Origin of the sequence: Pseudolactococcus raffinolactis NBRC 100932, from assembly GCF_001591765.1 — a bacterium.
In the GTDB taxonomy this organism is placed as follows: Bacteria; Bacillota; Bacilli; order Lactobacillales; family Streptococcaceae; genus Pseudolactococcus; species Pseudolactococcus raffinolactis.
Genome location: NZ_BCVN01000002.1, coordinates 17,100 through 35,269 on the forward strand (window position 1 = coordinate 17,100; position 18,170 = coordinate 35,269).

General features: G+C 40.6%; 19 protein-coding genes. 16 read left to right on the forward strand and 3 right to left on the reverse strand.

The window, feature by feature from the left end; translation table 11 throughout:
- Positions 1–228: 228 nt before the first annotated feature.
- The 7 genes from abc-f to LRA01S_RS01140 all read left to right on the forward strand — a co-directional run bounded on the left by abc-f (position 229) and on the right by LRA01S_RS01140 (position 8,691).
- Positions 229–1,722, forward strand: coding sequence for a ribosomal protection-like ABC-F family protein (abc-f, locus tag LRA01S_RS01110; protein WP_061773815.1), 1,494 nt, complete (start codon positions 229–231; stop codon positions 1,720–1,722).
- Positions 1,723–1,755: 33 nt separating this feature from the next.
- A complete protein-coding gene (locus LRA01S_RS01115) occupies positions 1,756–2,661 on the forward strand; it encodes a DMT family transporter (RefSeq protein ID WP_061773816.1) in 906 nt (301 codons plus the stop codon).
- The gene (locus LRA01S_RS01120) at positions 2,658–3,257 is read left to right on the forward strand and encodes an HAD-IA family hydrolase (protein ID WP_061773817.1); all 600 of its coding nucleotides are present in this window, start codon (positions 2,658–2,660) and stop codon (positions 3,255–3,257) included. The genes LRA01S_RS01115 and LRA01S_RS01120 overlap by 4 nt, the downstream gene beginning before the upstream one ends.
- A gap of 114 nt (positions 3,258–3,371) precedes the next feature.
- Positions 3,372–5,051, forward strand: coding sequence for an FAD-dependent oxidoreductase (locus tag LRA01S_RS01125; RefSeq protein ID WP_061773818.1), 1,680 nt, complete (start codon positions 3,372–3,374; stop codon positions 5,049–5,051).
- Positions 5,052–5,330: 279 nt separating this feature from the next.
- The gene (gyrB, locus tag LRA01S_RS01130) at positions 5,331–7,292 is read left to right on the forward strand and encodes a DNA topoisomerase (ATP-hydrolyzing) subunit B (RefSeq protein ID WP_061773819.1); all 1,962 of its coding nucleotides are present in this window, start codon (positions 5,331–5,333) and stop codon (positions 7,290–7,292) included.
- A gap of 93 nt (positions 7,293–7,385) precedes the next feature.
- Positions 7,386–8,447, forward strand: a complete 1,062-nt coding sequence (gene dinB / locus LRA01S_RS01135; protein ID WP_061773820.1) for a DNA polymerase IV — start codon at positions 7,386–7,388, stop codon at positions 8,445–8,447.
- Between the two features lie 64 nt (positions 8,448–8,511).
- Positions 8,512–8,691 carry a hypothetical protein gene (locus LRA01S_RS01140; protein ID WP_061773821.1) on the forward strand — a complete coding sequence of 60 codons (180 nt, stop codon included), beginning with the start codon at positions 8,512–8,514 and terminating at the stop codon, positions 8,689–8,691.
- A gap of 71 nt (positions 8,692–8,762) precedes the next feature.
- Here LRA01S_RS01140 and LRA01S_RS10720 read toward each other — a convergent pair whose 3' ends face one another.
- Positions 8,763–9,437 (reverse strand): prepilin peptidase, encoded by a 675-nt coding sequence (locus tag LRA01S_RS10720; protein WP_082785341.1) that lies wholly within the window; start codon positions 9,435–9,437, stop codon positions 8,763–8,765.
- Between the two features lie 201 nt (positions 9,438–9,638).
- Between LRA01S_RS10720 and LRA01S_RS01150 the strand changes: the two genes are divergently transcribed.
- The 5 genes from LRA01S_RS01150 to LRA01S_RS01170 all read left to right on the forward strand — a co-directional run bounded on the left by LRA01S_RS01150 (position 9,639) and on the right by LRA01S_RS01170 (position 12,775).
- Positions 9,639–10,100 carry a Dps family protein gene (locus tag LRA01S_RS01150; protein WP_061773823.1) on the forward strand — a complete coding sequence of 154 codons (462 nt, stop codon included), beginning with the start codon at positions 9,639–9,641 and terminating at the stop codon, positions 10,098–10,100.
- A 138-nt stretch (positions 10,101–10,238) separates the two neighbouring features.
- Positions 10,239–10,469 carry a YqgQ family protein gene (locus tag LRA01S_RS01155; RefSeq protein WP_003138303.1) on the forward strand — a complete coding sequence of 77 codons (231 nt, stop codon included), beginning with the start codon at positions 10,239–10,241 and terminating at the stop codon, positions 10,467–10,469.
- On the forward strand, positions 10,444–11,427 hold the full coding sequence (locus LRA01S_RS01160; RefSeq protein WP_061773824.1) for an ROK family glucokinase: 984 nt from the start codon (positions 10,444–10,446) through the stop codon (positions 11,425–11,427). The genes LRA01S_RS01155 and LRA01S_RS01160 overlap by 26 nt, the downstream gene beginning before the upstream one ends.
- Position 11,428: 1 nt before the next feature.
- A complete protein-coding gene (locus LRA01S_RS01165) occupies positions 11,429–11,821 on the forward strand; it encodes a rhodanese-like domain-containing protein (protein ID WP_061773825.1) in 393 nt (130 codons plus the stop codon).
- Between the two features lie 6 nt (positions 11,822–11,827).
- Positions 11,828–12,775, forward strand: a complete 948-nt coding sequence (locus LRA01S_RS01170; protein ID WP_061773826.1) for an LCP family protein — start codon at positions 11,828–11,830, stop codon at positions 12,773–12,775.
- 99 nt (positions 12,776–12,874) lie between these two features.
- Here LRA01S_RS01170 and LRA01S_RS01175 read toward each other — a convergent pair whose 3' ends face one another.
- Positions 12,875–13,792 (reverse strand): phosphodiester glycosidase family protein, encoded by a 918-nt coding sequence (locus LRA01S_RS01175; RefSeq protein ID WP_061773939.1) that lies wholly within the window; start codon positions 13,790–13,792, stop codon positions 12,875–12,877.
- Positions 13,793–13,795: 3 nt separating this feature from the next.
- Positions 13,796–14,014, reverse strand: a complete 219-nt coding sequence (locus tag LRA01S_RS01180; RefSeq protein ID WP_061773827.1) for a hypothetical protein — start codon at positions 14,012–14,014, stop codon at positions 13,796–13,798.
- Positions 14,015–14,356: 342 nt separating this feature from the next.
- Here LRA01S_RS01180 and typA point away from each other — a divergent pair, with 342 nt between their 5' ends.
- From typA to tsaE, 4 genes are all read left to right on the forward strand, one after another.
- A complete protein-coding gene (gene typA, locus LRA01S_RS01185) occupies positions 14,357–16,192 on the forward strand; it encodes a translational GTPase TypA (protein ID WP_061773828.1) in 1,836 nt (611 codons plus the stop codon).
- Between the two features lie 40 nt (positions 16,193–16,232).
- Positions 16,233–16,463, forward strand: a complete 231-nt coding sequence (locus LRA01S_RS01190) for a DUF3165 family protein (RefSeq protein WP_061773829.1) — start codon at positions 16,233–16,235, stop codon at positions 16,461–16,463.
- Positions 16,464–16,631: 168 nt separating this feature from the next.
- A complete protein-coding gene (locus LRA01S_RS01195; protein WP_239519148.1) occupies positions 16,632–17,648 on the forward strand; it encodes a zinc-binding alcohol dehydrogenase family protein in 1,017 nt (338 codons plus the stop codon).
- Between the two features lie 75 nt (positions 17,649–17,723).
- The gene (gene tsaE / locus LRA01S_RS01200) at positions 17,724–18,146 is read left to right on the forward strand and encodes a tRNA (adenosine(37)-N6)-threonylcarbamoyltransferase complex ATPase subunit type 1 TsaE (RefSeq protein WP_061773830.1); all 423 of its coding nucleotides are present in this window, start codon (positions 17,724–17,726) and stop codon (positions 18,144–18,146) included.
- Positions 18,147–18,170 lie beyond the last annotated feature (24 nt).

Below are 18,170 nucleotides of genomic sequence, written 5' to 3' on the forward strand. Positions count from 1 at the left end.
TTTTGTGTTAAAATTAGAAAAAATAAAGAAGGTATCGGCGTTCAAACGTTGATAAGGTGGGGTCCATTGCGCATTTAAGTGATTGAAAATTTTTAACGAATTTTTCTTAAGCTTATTTGTGCGGACTTTTCACCTTGACTACCTAATCCAGGATATTTTTTTGTCGTCTTGATCTGGTAGTAAAAACAAGGCTTTTTAAGGCACACTCAGCTTAAGTAATTTAAGTCAATGGAGGTGCTTTTTTTGATAGAAATAAAACAATTAAGCTTTGGCTACGATGACAAGATGATTTTTGAAGATGTATCTGTCACTTTTGATGCCAGCTGGAAACTAGCTCTGGTCGGGCGAAATGGTCGTGGCAAGACGACGCTGATGAGACTACTCTTGGGTGATCTACCCCATGCAGGACGGATTCAGTCGGACGTGAATTTTGTCTACTTCCCACAAACGATTACAGACAAAACGCAGTTAACCAAATTTGTTTTGGACGATTTGTATGATGCAGAAGATTGGCAGATTCACAGAGAGCTGAACTTGCTAGGGCTACCAGAAGACATTTTATGGCGGCCGTTCAATACCCTATCCGGTGGCGAACAAACTAAGGTCTTACTCGCAGGGCTTTTTCTAAATGAAGGAAACTTCCCCTTGATTGATGAGCCGACAAACCACTTGGATGCGGCTAGTCGCGCTAAAATCGCCAACTATTTAAAACGACGTAAATCTGGTTATATCGTCGTCAGCCATGATCGTCATTTTTTGGACGAGGTATCGGATCACTTACTTGCCATCGAGCGCAATGGTCTGGAACTCCTAGCAGCGAATTTCTCGACTTATGAACAACAGAAAAAACAGCGCGATGAATTTGAGTGGGCGCAAAATGATAAACTCAAGTCAGAAATTGGTCGCCTGAAACAGACGGCACGTGACAAGGCTGACTGGTCACGTAGTCGAGAAAAGGATAAATACGGTGATCCCCGTAAAAAAGGTAGTGGTGCTATTGGAGACACAGGATTTATCGGCGCTAGAAGTGCCCGTCAGATGAAAAAGGCCAAAGTCTTAGAGCATCGGATGCAGTCAGAGATTTCGGAAAAAGAAAAATTACTCAAAAATATTGAAAAAGTTGATGTCTTATCAATGGTCTATCAGCCAAGTCATCACCAAGTCTTATTGGACGAAAAAGAATTGACCGTCTCTTTTGAGGCACAGCCCATATTTGAGCCCATTAATTTGCAACAAAACGCTGGTCAAATCACAGCCATCACAGGCCCCAATGGTATTGGCAAATCACAACTCCTAGAAAAAATGGTTACCTTAGCCGAAAGTAAACAGCTTAAAATTTCTCGCGTCCGCCAGATTTATGATGACAATCGTGGGGATTTGAAAGCATTTGCGGATGATCATCAGCTAGACTATAGTCTCTTTCTCAATAACCTGAGAAAACTAGGCATGGAACGCACAGTCTTCCATCAAAAAATAGAAGATATGTCCATGGGTCAGCAAAAAAAGGTGGAGTTGGCAAAATCCCTGTCTCAATCCGCTGAACTTTTCATCTGGGATGAACCCTTGAACTATTTAGATGTCTTCAACCATGAGCAAATTGAGACCTTGTTAAAAACGGTTAAACCCGCATTGCTAGTCGTTGAACATGATGTCACCTTTGTCAAAAATATTGCTGATCAGATAATCGCACTCGTTCCCTTCAAGAATGTTGTCAGTAAGTGAAAAAAATCTCAAAATTTATGTTAAAATAAAAGAATGAAAAATAGCAAATCTCACATTTTTAAAGGCACAATATATGCCATTTTAGCAGGCGTTCTATGGGCATTTTCAGGGGTCTTTGGTCAAATCTTTTTTGAACAGTATGGTGGGAATGCGCTATGGATTACAACCTTTCGTTTAACTGTTGCAGGCATTATTTTGCTAACGATTTCATTGATACAAAAGCCGTCCGAGTTTTTTTCAATTTGGAAGGATAAAAAAAATTACGCACCATTATTTGGCTATGCCATCTTTGGTGTCCTGATGGTTCAGCTGACCTTCTATGCTTGTATTCAGGTAGCTGGAGCTGCAACCGCAACGGTGCTTCAGTTCACGTCACCAATTTTCTTACTGGCCTACTTAGCCATCTTTCGGCGTCAGAAACCCAACCTCAAATCACTAATCTTAGTCTTGATTGCTATGACAGGGATCTTTTTCCTAACAACCCACGGGAATATCTCGACCATGGCTTTATCACCACTGGCGCTGCTCCTTGGCGGATTATCAGCGATTGCGGTGGTGTCTTATTCCTTGATTCCTAAGCGACTCTTACAGACCTACGATGTCATGAATGTGACCGGTTGGGGGATGATTATCGCAGGATTTGTCATGAATTGTGTCCATCCAGTTTGGCATCTGGACTTTACGCTGACGACTGAGAGTTTCTTACTGGCTCTTGGTGTCGCAGTTATTGGTACAGCCATCGCCTTCATGTTTAACATGAGTGCGATCAAGTACGTCTCTGCCATCGTCGCAGAAGTTTGTGCGGCCATGGAGCCGATTTTAGCAGCAGTCTTCAGTATCTTTTTATTCGACATGCCATTTGACGCAGTGGTTGGCATCTCGATGTTGGTGACCTTAGTCAGCGTTATCTTATTGTCATTAGAAGAAGGAAAATCATGAGTTATACAGATTACATTTGGGATTTAGGCGGCACCTTACTTGATAACTACCAAACCTCAGCGACAGCTTTCCAAGAGGTCTTACTTGAAGAATTTGGAATCAATGTTGCATATGACGCAGTCTACGATGCGCTTCGGGTCTCGACAGAATTTGCAGTCTCTCAATTTGCAGCTGGATTGCCTGATTTTACAACCATCTACAAAAAAAGAGAGGCCCAAACCCTGACCAAGCCGGTTTTATTTCCTGACGCTGAGCGTGTGCTTGCAACCATTGTCCAAAATGGTCATCGGAACTTTATGATTTCACACCGCAATGATCAGGTTTTAGAAATTCTTGAGACGGCTGGCATCGCGGCATATTTCACTGAAGTCGTGACGTCTAGTAATGGTTTTGCTAGAAAGCCGAGCCCAGATTCGATTCGTTATTTGCTAGATAAATATAGCCCAACGCAACCTGTTATGATCGGGGATCGTGATATTGATATTCTCGCCGGTCAAAATGCGGGGATTGAGACGATTTATTTTGCGCCAGAAAATCAAGAAACGGTTAAAGCCACCCATCATGTGACGCAATTACTTGATATTTTGACTCTATAAAAGAGAAGCATCTTGTGCCAACCGCGCAGGATGCTTTTATTCTTGACAAGACTGGCGCAATTGGTTACATTGGAGATAAAGATTAGAAAAAATAAGTAAAGAAAGTGAACGGCTATGAAAATTATAATTATTGGTTCCGTTGCCTCGGGAACAAGTGTCGCGACCAAGGCACGCCGTAATTCTGAAAGTGCGATGATTACGCTCTATGATAAGGATACAGATATTTCCTATGCTGTCTGTGGGATTCCATATGCCATCGGTGGGGAAGTTGGCGACTTTGATGAGCTAACGCCACGCGACGCCCAATGGTTTAAGGCGCGTCACAATGTTGACGTTCACACGTCACATGAGGTCTTGCGGATTGATCACACTGCTAAAACAGTTTGGGTCAAAAATCTCTTGACGGGTGAGATATTTGAAGATCATTATGACTTACTTGTCTTTGCGACAGGTGCCCGCTATCAGACGCCTGAAGTTTTTCTAGGCCATGATTTTGACAATGTTTTTCAAGTTAGAAATATTCAGAGTGGGAAAGTCATTAAGTCCTATATAGCGACTCATCAGCCCAAAACTGCGGTCATTGTTGGTGCTGGCTATATTGGGCTTGAAATGGCAGAACAACTGAAAGCACAAGGAATTGACGTGACTGTTCTCCAGCGAGGTCAACATCCTATGCCGCATTTGGATTGGGATATGTCGATTCGAATTGAAGATGAGATGCGCAAGCAAGGCATCCACTTTCGACCAGAAGAAACGATTGCTGAGGTCAGCGGAACGACGCGACTTGAATCAGCTGTTACGACCAAAGGAGAAGTGCTTGAAGCTGACCTTTATATCATTGCGACACGTGTGCTCCCCAATACAGCGCTCGCAACTTCTATCGGAGTTGATTTGGGTGAAACGGGCGCGATTGTAACAGACTCGACCATGCAAACCAACCTTGAAGGGGTTTATGCAGTTGGCGACGTGGCTGAGAGTTTTCATGTGATCACAGGAAAGCCCATTTACCGCCCCATGGCGACAACTGCCAATAAAATGGGCAGAATTGCAGGCGATGCTATGACAGGTGGCACGCTTCGTTTTCAAGGTATTCTTGGCACAGGCATCTTACGCTTTTTTGACTTAACCATTGCCCAAACTGGCTTGACTGAAAAAGAAGCGCTAGGTGAAGGGTATGATGTTGCTGTTTTATTCAATATCAAACCTGATAAACCTGCTTATATGGCGGGACAAGAAATGGTGATTAAAGCGATTGCAGATAAGCAGACGCATCGAATTTTAGGGGTTCAAATCATAGGCCCACAGGGGGTTGACAAAAGGATTGATGTTTTTGCATCAACCATTACTTTAGGGGTGAAAGCAGAGGATTTATTTCATATGGATCTGGCATATGCGCCACCTTTTTCAACGACTAAAGATGCGGTTGCCTATACGGGCATGGCCCTGACCAATGCTTTGAATACAGCTCCCTTGATGACAGCTCAAGAGTTATTAGCCTTACAAGCCAAACAGACAGATATGACGATTATTGATACACGGACAGCTGAAAGCTACGCTGAGGGTCATATTCCTGAAGCGGTTCACATTCCTTTGACAGCACTTCGTGAAGAATCCGCCAAACTGGATAAAGCGAAGTTGACCATTGTTTACTGTTATAAAGGTGTGGCAGGCAATGCTGCGCAAAATATTTTACGGCATGAAGGATTTAAAGCCGTCTATAATTTGACAGGTGGTAAGGATCATTATCAGGAGATTGTCAAACAAGGCAAACGAGATGATCAAGAGTTAAAATAAATAGGCAACAAAGCCCTGTTTTAAATGAGTTTTAAAGGGATCTAGGATTAACGGAAAGATCAAGCAAAAAATCGTGAATTGTGGTATAATTAAACCAATGTGTTGTGTATTGAATCCCTTAAAAGTAGCACATCTTTAGGTTATTTGATCACAAAATGATTTTCTGTGGTAGAAACGCTATTACCAGTTATGAACTGGTGATAGAAGAAAGTGATCATTCTGATTGAAATAGATATGTGTTACTTTTTAACTGATTGAATATAATGAAAGAGGCAAGAGTTGACAACAGAAGAATTACAAGCGATACAAGATAAAAAAGAAAAAGCAGCGGAGTATGACGCCAGTCAGATCCAAGTCTTAGAAGGACTTGAAGCTGTTCGGATGCGGCCAGGGATGTATATCGGCTCGACCTCATCCGAAGGCCTGCACCATTTGGTATGGGAAATCGTGGATAACTCGATCGATGAAGCCTTAGCTGGTTTTGCATCGCATATCGAGGTTTTTATCGAGCCTGATAATTCAATTACGGTTGTGGATGATGGCCGTGGTATTCCAGTTGATATCCAAGAAAAAACGGGCCGTCCTGCGGTCGAAACTGTTTTTACAGTCCTTCATGCTGGTGGTAAATTTGGCGGTGGCGGCTATAAAGTATCAGGTGGTCTGCACGGTGTTGGCTCATCTGTCGTCAATGCCTTGTCTACCCAATTAGATGTCACTGTTTTTAAACAAGGTCAAAAATACTACCAAGAGTACCATCGCGGTGTTGTAGGTGGTGATTTGGAAATGATTGGGGAGACAGACCGTCACGGGACGACTGTTCACTTTACGCCAGACCCAACGATTTTTACGGAAACAACAGAGTTTGATTTTCAAAAATTGGCAAAACGTGTGCGTGAGTTAGCTTTCTTGAACCGTGGTTTGCGCATTTCAATCACCGATAAACGACCAGACGAATCCGAAAGCCTCCACTATCACTATGAAGGTGGGATTCAGTCTTATGTCGAATACCTCAATGAAGAAAAGACTGTCTTATTTGAACCCGCCATTTTCACAGAAGGTGAGATGGATGGGATCGCTGTTGAAGTTGCCATGCAATACACGGGTGGCTATCACTCAATGGTCTTATCATTTGCCAATAATATCAGTACCCACGAGGGTGGGACGCACGAACAAGGCTTTAGAACTGCTCTGACGCGCGTGATTAACAACTATGCTAAATCGAACAAGCTCCTTAAGGAAAATGAAGAAAACCTGACCGGTGATGATGTGCGGGAAGGCTTAACAGCCGTGATTTCGGTTAAACACCCGAACCCACAGTTTGAAGGTCAAACGAAGACGAAACTTGGTAACTCTGAAGTCTCAGGGATTGTTAACAAACTCTTTAGTGAGGAATTCGGTACTTTCCTTTTGGAAAATCCACAGGTCGCAAGACGTATCGTGGAAAAAGGGATTTTAGCTAGCAAGGCTAGAATCGCAGCCAAACGTGCGCGTGAAGTAACACGGAAAAAATCTGGTCTTGAAATTTCAAATCTACCAGGGAAACTAGCAGACTGTTCGTCAAATGATCCGACGCAAACTGAAATTTTCATCGTCGAAGGAGATTCTGCCGGTGGGTCAGCTAAGTCTGGTCGGAACCGTGAGTTCCAAGCCATCTTGCCAATTCGTGGTAAGATCCTCAACGTTGAAAAAGCTAGCATGGAAAAAATCCTGGCTAACGAAGAAATTCGCTCCTTATTTACAGCTATGGGAACAGGATTTGGTGCTGATTTTGATGTGTCTAAAGCCCGCTACCAAAAACTGGTTATCATGACCGATGCCGATGTCGATGGTGCTCATATTAGAACCTTATTGTTGACCCTCTTTTATCGCTATATGCGTCCTGTTGTCGAAGCGGGCTATGTTTACATCGCTCAGCCACCGATTTATGGGGTAAAACTAGGTGATAAGATTACCTATATTCAACCTGGAGTGAACCAAGAGACAGAACTGCAAACAGCTGTGCTTGAGATGACAACGGGTAATCGCAAGCCTATCGTTCAGCGCTATAAAGGGCTTGGTGAAATGGATGATCACCAACTCTGGGAAACGACCATGGATCCTGAACATCGGACAATGGCACAAGTCAGTGTTGAAGATGCCGCAGAAGCAGATCAAATCTTTGACATGCTGATGGGGGATCGTGTGGAACCTCGTCGTGACTTCATTGAAGCCAATGCCCAGTATTCAACAATTGATATTTAATGAAAATGGCCTTCGCGGTCATTTTTTGATCCCTGAAATTTTAAGTATTGCGTGTTAGTTGTTTTGACTAACGTAAAATGGTAAAATGTAATTATGCTAGTATTCCCACTCATCAATGATACCAGTCGTAAAATCATCCATGTTGACATGGATGCCTTTTTTGCGTCTATTGAGGAAAGGGATAACCCAAAATTAAAAGGTAAGCCTGTTGTCATTGCTAGAAATCCTTTAGAGACAGGTGGGCGTGGTGTCGTCTCAACTGCAAACTATGAAGCAAGAAAGTACGGCATTCATTCTGCCATGTCAGCCAAAGAAGCTTACGACCTTTGTCCGCAAGCGATTTTTGTATCAGGTAACTATGCCCATTATCAAGAGATTTCATGCCAGATGCATGAAATTTTTCATCGCTATACGGATGAAGTAGAAGGCATGGCCTTAGATGAAGCTTATCTGGATGTGACGGTGAATAAAATCAATGCGACAAGTGCAGTGAAGATTGCTAAGATGATCCAGCACGATATTTTTACGGAACTGCATCTGACGAGTTCTGCAGGCGTTTCCTATAATAAGTTTTTAGCTAAAATTGCCTCTGATATTGAAAAACCACGAGGCTTGACCTTGATTGCACCAGAAGAGGCTTTAGCTTTTTTGGCCGACTTACCAGTGGCTAAGTTCCATGGTGTTGGTGTTAAAACAGCGGAGAAATTGGAAGCTTTGGGGATTACTGAAGGCCGAGATATTCAAAATAGCTCCCCTCAATTTTTAGCCGAAAAATTAGGTGTCTTTGGTTGGGAACTTTATCTCAAAGCCAATGGTATCAATCGGTCACCTGTCAAACCTAATCGAATTCGAAAGTCAGTCGGCAAAGAAAAAACTTATGGAAAGTTGCTATATTTGGAAACAGATATCAAAGCTGAAGTCAGTAAATTATCGAAAAAAGTGGCCATGGTTTTACAAAATAAAAAGTTGAAAGGGCATATTATTGTCATCAAAATTCGCTATGCGGACTTTACGACTTTTACCAAGCGTCTATCTTTAGATGAAAAAGTGTCTGATGTCAGCACAATTGACCAAAGTGCACAAAAATTATTGGATGATGCTTTGCGTGAGAATATCGGTATCCGCCTTTTAGGTGTGACAGTGACGGGCTTATAAAAACAATAAAGTTGCTTATTTTGTAATTTGTGATACAATATTAGCCAATAGGGTGGGTCACAATATGAAAAAAGTAATTGAGAATAAGATTGTCTATCTTATCGAAATTGCCCTTATTGTCATTGGGCTTTTGTGTGCTGTTGTTGTCATTCAAGATAACAAAGAAGATGCACGTCTACGTGGCAATCAAATTCTGTCGCGTAGACAGAGTCATCATACTTTAGTGCGCTCAAAAAAAACTTGAACCTTCAAAATGTATCTCAAGATTTGTCACTATTTTACCAGGCGAAAGTCACTTAAAATCAAATGTGAAACCTAATCAAGAATAGAAAATATGGTCATCATGCGTATGCTGCAGAGGTAGCCGATAAATAGAAAAGGTAGAAAAGGAATTTCTGCCTTTTTTTGTTTGATTTTTAAAGCATAATAAAGAAGTCCGCCAAGACTTGCGAGAAATAGACAAAGGGTTAATTGGAAAAAGTCTGCAGAAAAAGAAACTAAAGCTAAATAAAGCCAGTCACCACTACCTATCTTGAGGGATGAAAATTCTGTCAAAATTGCTAGTAGGATACAAAAAAAAATGGGAGACTTGTAAGGACTGGTGAAGCTGAGGAGTAGAAAAGAGATAGTCCAGATCCACAACGGAAAGGCGTGATTTTTAAGATCAAAGCCCACCATTAAAAAAGAGGCAAGGCAAATCAAACAAAAAGTAAGATCAACTTTTTCTAACCATCCGATGACAAAAAGACAACCACAAAACCATTCTAATATACTATACCAATGCGTCAACTTGACACCGCAATAGCGACATTTTGTTTGACTGATGAACTGTGACACGATAGGGATTAGGTCACGCCAAATCAGTGTTTGTCCACATTGTCCACAATGAGATCTAGGCCTGATGATAGAAGTGTCTGGAAAGCGATCTATGACCAAACCAAAGAATGAGCCCCAAACTGTACCAACTGTAAAAATAAAAAAAATAGTTATATTTACTTATACGAAAAAAGGACTTAAATGTTTGATAAAATAGTTGTTTTCTTCTATAATGAAAGTGTTGGGGTAATCTTTATCAACTGATGTTAGAGATACCCTAAGCAAATGTTCCTGGTTTCATCAACTTAGCAAGATGACTTGTAAGCAGTTGTTTCTTAGGAAAAATAGCTTATTAGTCCTGAAGGAGGAGAGAAAATGTCAAGAGAAAAAACAAAAGCAGTTTTGAATCAATCCGTTGCAGATTTATCAAAAGCAGCAGCTTTGGTACATCAAGTACATTGGTACTTACGTGGTCCTGGTTTCATGAAATTGCATCCTAAAATGGATGAATTGATGGCAGGATTAAATGATCATTTAGATGTCTTATCAGAACGTCTGATTACCATCGGTGGTTCGCCAGTTTCAACTTTGAAAGAATTTGATGAATTGTCAAATATCGAACTTGAAACAGCTACTTGGGATAAGACGACAGAAGAACGTTTGACAGAAGTTGTTAAAGCTTACAAATATCTATCAAACCTCTTCCAAGATGGTGTCCATGCGACAGATGAAGAAGATGATGATGTGACGAACGGTCTCTTTGCTGATGCCAAGGGTGACATTGAAAAAACGATTTGGATGTTAGAATCTGAACTTGGTTTAGCACCAGGTATCTGATAAAAAATAAAGATAAAGAAGCTCGCTATTAAGCGAGTTTTTTGTAATCTATCATAAAACAAATAGTTTTACAAAAGCGCTGTCAATCAATCAATTCATGTTTGAAAATGTTTTCAAAATATGATAAAATGTGAAAGGATGAAAACTTTATATGATGTTCAGGAATTTTTGAAAAAGCATGGTTATATTAATCTTTTTAGCAATCGACTTGATGCTATTTTTTTCATGGCACAAGAGCTGAAAACCTTATACGATGCTGGCTTGATTCCGGATCAAAACGATTATTTTACCGCAGACTTAATTCTACGGCGAGAACACAGACTTGAAAGTGAGAAGAAGACTTATGACGAAAAAAATTATCGGGATTGACCTTGGCGGGACTACGATTAAATTTGGAATCTTGACAGTAGCTGGTGAAGTTCAGGATAAATGGGCAATTGAAACAAATATCATCGGTAACGGTCAACATATCGTGCCTGATATCATCGCATCCATCAACCATCGACTAGAACTCTATAAACTCGATAAAGCTGATTTTCTAGGGATTGGTATGGGCTCTCCAGGATCTGTTGATATCGTCAAAAATACGGTCATTGGTGCTTATAATTTAGGTTGGGAAACCTTGCAAGAAGTAGGGGCAGCCATTGAATCTGGTGTTGGTCTACCATTTGCCATAGATAATGATGCAAATGTGGCAGCACTTGGTGAACGTTGGGTTGGTGCAGGAGAAAATAATCCTGATGTCATCTTTATGACACTTGGTACTGGCGTTGGTGGGGGCATCATCGCTGCAGGCAACTTGATTCACGGTGTTGCTGGTGCTGGTGGAGAAATTGGTCATGTGACGGTTGATACGAGTGCCAATGCTTTTGCTTGTACATGTGGTAAATCAGGATGTTTAGAAACTGTCGCTTCAGCAACAGGTGTTGTCCGTGTTGCCCGTAAACTCGCTGAGGAATACGAAGGTGAATCAACGATTAAAGCGGCGATTGACAATGGCGATGCTGTGACATCAAAAGATATCTTTATAGCAGCTGAAGCAGATGATAAATTTGCCAATTCAGTTGTGGAGCAAGTCAGTCAATATCTCGGCTTGGCTTCTGGAAATTTAGGTAACACTCTGAATCCAGACTCTATTGTCATTGGTGGAGGTGTTTCTGCAGCAGGAGAATTCTTGCGCTCACGGATTGAAAAATACTTCAATCTTTATACCTTCCCACAAGTTCGAAATTCGACTAAAATAAAAATTGCTAAACTAGGCAATGATGCTGGGATTATTGGCGCAGCCAGCCTAGCATTGAAATTTACTGAAACTGAGGCTGTCTAACATGTTGTTATACGTTAATATTTTACTACTTCTAATTGTTATTGGCCTGTTTGGCTATCCAATTGTTAATAAATTCAGAATTAAATCTGTCGCTAAAATTGTAGATAATGCTACTTTTGCTGAACAGCTTAATGGTGCACAGCTGATTGATTTACGAGAATCATCGGCTTACCGTATTGTCCATATTTTGGGTGCTAGAAATTTGCCGTTCTCACAATTTGACCAAAGTATCTCAGCCATTCGTAAAGATAAAGCAGTTCTTTTATATGAAGATGCTAAGCCAGTGTTTGCAGTTCGTGCAGCGCTCAAGCTCAAAAAAGCTGGCTATACCAACATTGTTATCCTGAAAACTGGGATGAAGGGTTGGCACGGTAAAATAAAAAAAGGAGCTTGATCCCTCATGGAAACAAGACGACGACGTGCCGAGCGCATACCTGAAAAAAAAGTAAAAACTAAAAATAAGAAAAAACATCGTGGGCTCAAAATATTTGGTTTAATTGTCTTGTTGATTGCCTTGATTGGCGGTGCTATTGGTGGTAAAGGATATCTGGATGTTAAAAAAGCATCAGAAAAATCTTACCAGCCTATTGACCGGAAAACATCTGCCAAATTGCCAAGTCTCAAATCAAAGTCACCATTTAGCTTCCTGTTTTTAGGCGTTAATGGGAAAACAGCTAATGATATTTTAGTCTTAACAGTTAATCCCAAGCAAAATAAGACGACAGTTGTTAGCCTAAATCGCAATATTTATTTACAATCTGAAGCGACGACCTTGAAAGAACTTTATGGGACAAAAGGTACAGCAGGTGAAGTAGATGCCTTGCAGACACTTTTAGGTGTTGAAATTCCTCGTTATATGACTTTTGATATGCGTGGTCTAGGCGATTTTGTTGAGGCTGTCGGTGGCGTTGATGTGCAAAATGATACGAATTTTATATCAAGTGGTTATGAATTTAAGCCTGGTACCCTGAATCTGAAGAAAGAGGATGAAGTCAAGGCCTTTCTAACCAAAGTTTCGGGTCCTAATGACGATCCAGCTAAGGCTGAATCAAGCCTGATTGACCGTGAACAATCAGTCCTGATTGCGATTATTCCTAAGATGAAATCTGCCAATACACTTCTTAAATATAAAAAATTTGTGACGGCATTTGGTGATAATATCAAAACAGACTTTGTTTTTGGTAACATTAAAGCTCTTGGCGTCAATTATAATGGTGTATTAGGTAATATTACAAAGGAAAATCTTAAACCAATTGAGACGACGATTGATGGTAAAGTGCAAAAAATTCTGTCAGAAGACCTCATTAATAAGGTACATGATAGAATTGAAGCCGCATTGAACGAATAAGTTTTAACGCAACATTATAGATAACAAAAACGCCCAATTTCACAATTGTAATTGGGCGTTTTTATGTGATTTTGAAATCATGAGTTTACATCAGTTTACTTATCGTAGTACGATAAAGTCAGCTACTGGACGACCGTCTTGACTAGCAAAGATAGTTTGACCATTCAGAGACATTTGTGAGGAACCGCCACCATCAAGTACAACAAGATTTTTGAGATTGAGATTGGCTACTGCTGCCATCGTACCATCATAACCAACACTGGTATCTGAAATAATGAGGTAGATGTTATTATCTGCATCATTACCAATGTGGGAATGGATCATCCAGTTGACAGAACCATCATTTGGTAAGACAACACCATCTTTAATGAGAATGCTACCAAAGCCATAACTTTGTTCACCACCTTTTTCAAGGATCTCAGTTGCAGGTGTTGTGAGATCGTAACCGTTAGCGGAACCATTTTTATTGATGACAAAAGATGCACTGCCATATGCTGTATTTGACCAGTTTGAAAACAGTTGACCGTTGTTAATTTGGAAGCCAACAATTTGACCGGTGTTCATATCAAAACCAGAGGTGTTCATAATAAGTGAGTCAGGATACTTTGCCACGATATCCGACATCATGACAGTTCCCGGAATCTGTGCAGCAGCTGTTTTCAAAACTTTCGGATTATTGGCGCGGTAAATGGTGACGCCAGGCACAGATAAATCAGTAAATTTTTCAAGTTTTGTTTTGGATTTGACTTGAACCCAACCAGCTTCACCTGTATCTTCAACCTCAGGTGCAGGTGCGATTGAGACGGAAGTTGGTGGAATAATCGCATCAGGTGCTGTCGTTTTAATTGGTTTGAGCGCTGAAGAAGAAGTTTGCTTAGGTTTGAGGAGGACATAAGCGATGCTTGATCCTACCAAGAGTAAAATAATCATGGTAATGATTAAAGGTGCTTTTTTCTTCTTTTGATCCTTTGATGAGTTCTTAGAAGCGCTACGTTTAGATTGTTTAGTATTTTTCATCATTTATTTTAGGACAATAAAGTCTCCTACTTGGCGATTGTCCTGACTTGGTACAATGGTTTGACCACTCAATCCCATTTGGGAAGAGTAACCACCGGCCATGAGGACAAGGTTTGTTAGATTGAAATTAGCAAGTTGATTCATAATAGTATCATGTTTCAGCACGTTACTATTTTTGATTAGAATTTTACCAAAACTACAGGATTGTTCAGCACCGGCCATAAGATATTGACTAGCGGATGTTATTTTTGTCGAATGGTTTGGCAAAAATAACAATTAAGATAACGACGACCTAGACAATAAAGAGAGCTATCAACAGTCCCAGAATACTTTTTATAGTTTTTTCTATTCATTATTTCATTATAAAGGGCTTTTGAAATTAAGTCAAGAGAATATCGACTGAAAACGCTTAATGTAGGCATTCCTGTTGCATTTTGCAAAAAATATGTTATACTTATAAAGTTGAAATAGAATAAAGATCATCTCTAAAAAATGTTCAAGTGGCAGGGTATGAAAGTCGCAATAGGATTTTTAGAAGTGATCTCAAATTATGAGGTATAAATCTTGACTAAATTACGCGAAGACATTCGTAACGTCGCAATCATCGCCCACGTTGACCATGGTAAAACAACACTTGTGGATGAACTTTTGAAACAATCAGATACCTTGAGCGCACGCGCACATCTTGATGACCGTGCCATGGACTCAAACGATCTTGAAAAAGAACGTGGTATTACCATTCTTGCTAAAAATACAGCTGTTAAATATAAAGATAAGCACATCAATATCTTGGACACACCGGGTCACGCGGACTTCGGTGGCGAAGTTGAACGTATCATGAAAATGGTTGACGGTGTTGTGCTTGTTGTCGATGCCTACGAAGGTACAATGCCTCAAACACGTTTTGTGTTGAAAAAAGCCTTGGACCAAGGTTTGACACCTATCGTGGTTGTTAATAAAATCGACAAACCTTCAGCACGTCCTGAAGAAGTTGTCGATGAAGTCTTGGAACTTTTGATTGAACTTGGTGCTGACGAAGAACAATTGGAATTCCCTGTTGTCTACGCATCAGCAATCAACGGAACATCAAGTCTTTCAGATGATCTTGAAACACAAGAACACACAATGGAACCGTTGTTCGAAACAATCATCGACCATATTCCTGCACCAGTTGATAACTCTGATGAGCCGTTGCAATTCCAAGTATCATTGCTTGATTACAATGACTTCGTTGGTCGTATCGGTATCGGACGTGTTTTCCGTGGGACGATTAAAGTTGGTGACAGTGTTACACTTTCAAAACTAGATGGCACGAAACAAAACTTCCGTGTGACAAAACTCTTTGGTTTCTTCGGTCTTGACCGTGTTGAAATCCAAGAAGCAAAAGCTGGAGATTTAATTGCAGTATCTGGTATGGATGACATCTTTGTTGGTGAAACTGTGACACCATCTGACCACATCGATCCATTGCCAATCCTTCATATTGACGAACCTACTTTGCAAATGACTTTCCTCGTCAATAACTCACCTTTCGCTGGTCGCGAAGGTAAATGGGTAACATCACGTAAAGTTGAAGAACGTTTGCAATCAGAATTGCAAACAGACGTCTCACTTCGTATTGACCCAACTGACTCACCTGACCGTTGGATCGTTTCTGGTCGTGGCGAATTGCATTTGTCTATCTTAATCGAAACAATGCGTCGTGAAGGCTATGAGCTCCAAGTGTCACGTCCAGAAGTTATCGAACGCGAAATTGATGGTGTTCGCTCAGAACCATTTGAACGCGTACAAATCGACACACCTGAAGAATATCAAGGTTCAATCATCCAAGCACTCTCAGAACGTAAAGGAAACATGCTTGATATGGTCAACACTGGTAATGGTCAAGTTCGTTTGATCTTCCTTGTACCAGCTCGTGGTTTGATCGGATTCTCTACTGAATTCTTGTCAATGACACGTGGTTACGGTATCATGAACCACACCTTTGACCAATACATGCCAATGATTCATGAACAAATCGGTGGTCGTAGCCGTGGTGCTCTTGTCTCTATCGACACTGGTAAAACAACGACTTACGCGATTATGGGTGTTGAAGAACGTGGTACAATCTTTGTTAATCCAGGAACTGAAGTATACGAAGGTATGATCATCGGTGAACATTCTCGTGAAAATGACTTGACAGTTAATGTTACAAAAGCAAAACAAATGACCAACGTTCGTTCTGCCAATAAAGACCAAACTAACGTCATCAAAACACCACGTATCCTCACTTTGGAAGAATCAATCGAATTCATGGCTGATGACGAATATCTCGAAATCACACCAGAATCAATTCGTTTGCGTAAACAAATCTTGAACAAAGCAGAGCGCGAAAAAGCCAACAAAAAGAAAAAAGGTTAAGCAATAGTTAGCTAAAAATTCAAATAAGGGTGGGGATAAGATGTTTTATTTAGTCGCATTAGGGCTCTTTGTCTTGTGTTATCTCTTTCTGGCTTCTGATGAAATCAAGAAAAGCTTGAATCTTTTTGTAGCCATCATTGGGACAGTTTTAGCTGTGACAATCGTGATCTCACTCATTGTCCAAAATAAAACCACCATTTTACAAGGTCTCATTGTCTTAGCAGGCTTGGGCCTGATGGTCGAAAGTATTCGTGAAATTAACCAATTATAAAAAACAGTCGAAAGGCTGTTTTTTGATACCTAGGCTTTTATATTTTAAGGGCGTTAATCATGACATAAGAGAAGGTACAAAAAGTTGACAGCGATTTAAAATGTTAATATGTTTGAGCTCAAGTGCTATAATGAATTTATAAAAATATTTATGAAAGAAGAAACTAGTATGAAGAATAAAGGAATTGGCTTTTCAAAAGCGGTTGATTTCGGTGAGAGCGGCACACTTTTTGAGGAGAAAGAGCTTGCTATGCCAGAGTTGACCAGTCAGTTAGATGTCATCGTCAAGGTATTAGCTGGTGCTGTTAACCCGGTAGATGTTAAAATGGCAGAAGCTTATCAAGGACACGACTTCACTGTACTTGGATTTGATGGCGTTGGTGAAGTGATGGCAGTTGGCGATGACGTTTTAGGTTTTGAACCTGGTGATCGCGTTTACTATGCAGGCCAACAACTTCGGTCAGGGACAAATCAAGTTTACCAAGCAGTAGATAGCCGATTAATTGCAAAAGCTCCTGCGAATTTAACGCTTTCAGAAAGTGCAGCGCTACCTTTGACGGGAATAACTGCCTATGAAATTTTAACAGATGCGCTCGGTCTTGCTATCAGTGAAGGGGTTGCAACTGGAAAAACGATCTTGATTGTCAATGGTGCTGGAGGTGTTGGTTCTATCTTAATTCAGCTGGCTAAATTCATAGGCTTGCAAGTCATCACAACAGCTTCTCGTCCAGAAAGTGTAGAGTGGGTTAAAAGTCTAGGTGCAGATATCGTGCTCAATCACCATGAGGATTTAGGGATGCAACTCAAAGAATTTGGCATTGATCAGCTTCCTTACATTGTTCTCCTCCATTCGACGGATAAATATTGGAACCTTGCAACACGCTATATTGCACCCTTTGGTCGCATTGCAAGTATTGTTGAGACAGAAGGGCTGCTTGACATGGGGCCTCTTAAAAATATTGGTGCACAATTTGCTTGGGAGTTCATGTTTGCCAAAGGCAATTTTGACATTCGGATGGCAGAACAAGGTCAAGCCTTGGCCAAGTTAACAGACCTGATTGAATCGGGCAAGCTTAAAACTACCCTTACAAAAAACTACAAGGGCTTTTCAGCGGAAACCTTAGAAGCCGCTTATCGTGATGTCGCAAGTAATCACATGATTGGAAAAGTCGTCATTGTCTATTAACAACAGACTTTAATTTTACACAGAATGAGTCCGCATCAGTATCTATCAAGGGACGCAGTATGTTATAATAAAACTATGAAATTGAATGAAAAACAAATGTTGGATTTTGCTAAAAGATTAGGCAAAAAATTACAAGCAGGCGATATTATCGTCTTGACAGGCGAATTAGGTGCAGGCAAAACGACCTTTACAAAAGGTCTCGGTCTCGGATTGGATATTCATCAGATGATTAAAAGTCCGACCTATACCATTGTTCGGGAATATGAAGGTCGCTTGCCTCTCTATCATATGGATGTTTATCGCATCGGAGATGATCCGGACTCGATCGATTTAGACGATTATTTATTTGGCAATGGTGTCACTGTAATCGAGTGGGGAAATCTATTAGCACAAGATTTGCCGAGTGAGTATTTGGAGATTGTATTTGATTACCTAGTTGATGAACGAGAGGTAACATTAGTTGCCCATGGTCATCGTTATGACACCTATCTAGATTAGAGCTTAGCTATTTGCCAAAGGAGG

Bases quoted from the DNA above. Each gene is read 5' to 3' on its own strand.
- tsaE (WP_061773830.1), top strand. From the start codon at position 17,724: ATGAAATTGAATGAAAAACAAATGTTGGATTTTGCTAAAAGATTAGGC.
- LRA01S_RS01165 (WP_061773825.1), top strand. From the start codon at position 11,429: ATGTTGTTATACGTTAATATTTTACTACTTCTAATTGTTATTGGCCTG.
- LRA01S_RS01195 (WP_239519148.1), top strand. From the start codon at position 16,632: ATGAAGAATAAAGGAATTGGCTTTTCAAAAGCGGTTGATTTCGGTGAG.
- LRA01S_RS01160 (WP_061773824.1), top strand. From the start codon at position 10,444: ATGACGAAAAAAATTATCGGGATTGACCTTGGCGGGACTACGATTAAA.
- LRA01S_RS01155 (WP_003138303.1), top strand. From the start codon at position 10,239: ATGAAAACTTTATATGATGTTCAGGAATTTTTGAAAAAGCATGGTTAT.
- LRA01S_RS01180 (WP_061773827.1), bottom strand. From the start codon at position 14,014: ATGGCCGGTGCTGAACAATCCTGTAGTTTTGGTAAAATTCTAATCAAA.
- LRA01S_RS01170 (WP_061773826.1), top strand. From the start codon at position 11,828: ATGGAAACAAGACGACGACGTGCCGAGCGCATACCTGAAAAAAAAGTA.
- LRA01S_RS01150 (WP_061773823.1), top strand. From the start codon at position 9,639: ATGTCAAGAGAAAAAACAAAAGCAGTTTTGAATCAATCCGTTGCAGAT.
- LRA01S_RS01140 (WP_061773821.1), top strand. From the start codon at position 8,512: ATGAAAAAAGTAATTGAGAATAAGATTGTCTATCTTATCGAAATTGCC.
- dinB (WP_061773820.1), top strand. From the start codon at position 7,386: ATGCTAGTATTCCCACTCATCAATGATACCAGTCGTAAAATCATCCAT.
- LRA01S_RS01190 (WP_061773829.1), top strand. From the start codon at position 16,233: ATGTTTTATTTAGTCGCATTAGGGCTCTTTGTCTTGTGTTATCTCTTT.
- LRA01S_RS01175 (WP_061773939.1), bottom strand. From the start codon at position 13,792: ATGAAAAATACTAAACAATCTAAACGTAGCGCTTCTAAGAACTCATCA.
- LRA01S_RS01125 (WP_061773818.1), top strand. From the start codon at position 3,372: ATGAAAATTATAATTATTGGTTCCGTTGCCTCGGGAACAAGTGTCGCG.
- LRA01S_RS01115 (WP_061773816.1), top strand. From the start codon at position 1,756: ATGAAAAATAGCAAATCTCACATTTTTAAAGGCACAATATATGCCATT.
- LRA01S_RS01120 (WP_061773817.1), top strand. From the start codon at position 2,658: ATGAGTTATACAGATTACATTTGGGATTTAGGCGGCACCTTACTTGAT.
- abc-f (WP_061773815.1), top strand. From the start codon at position 229: ATGGAGGTGCTTTTTTTGATAGAAATAAAACAATTAAGCTTTGGCTAC.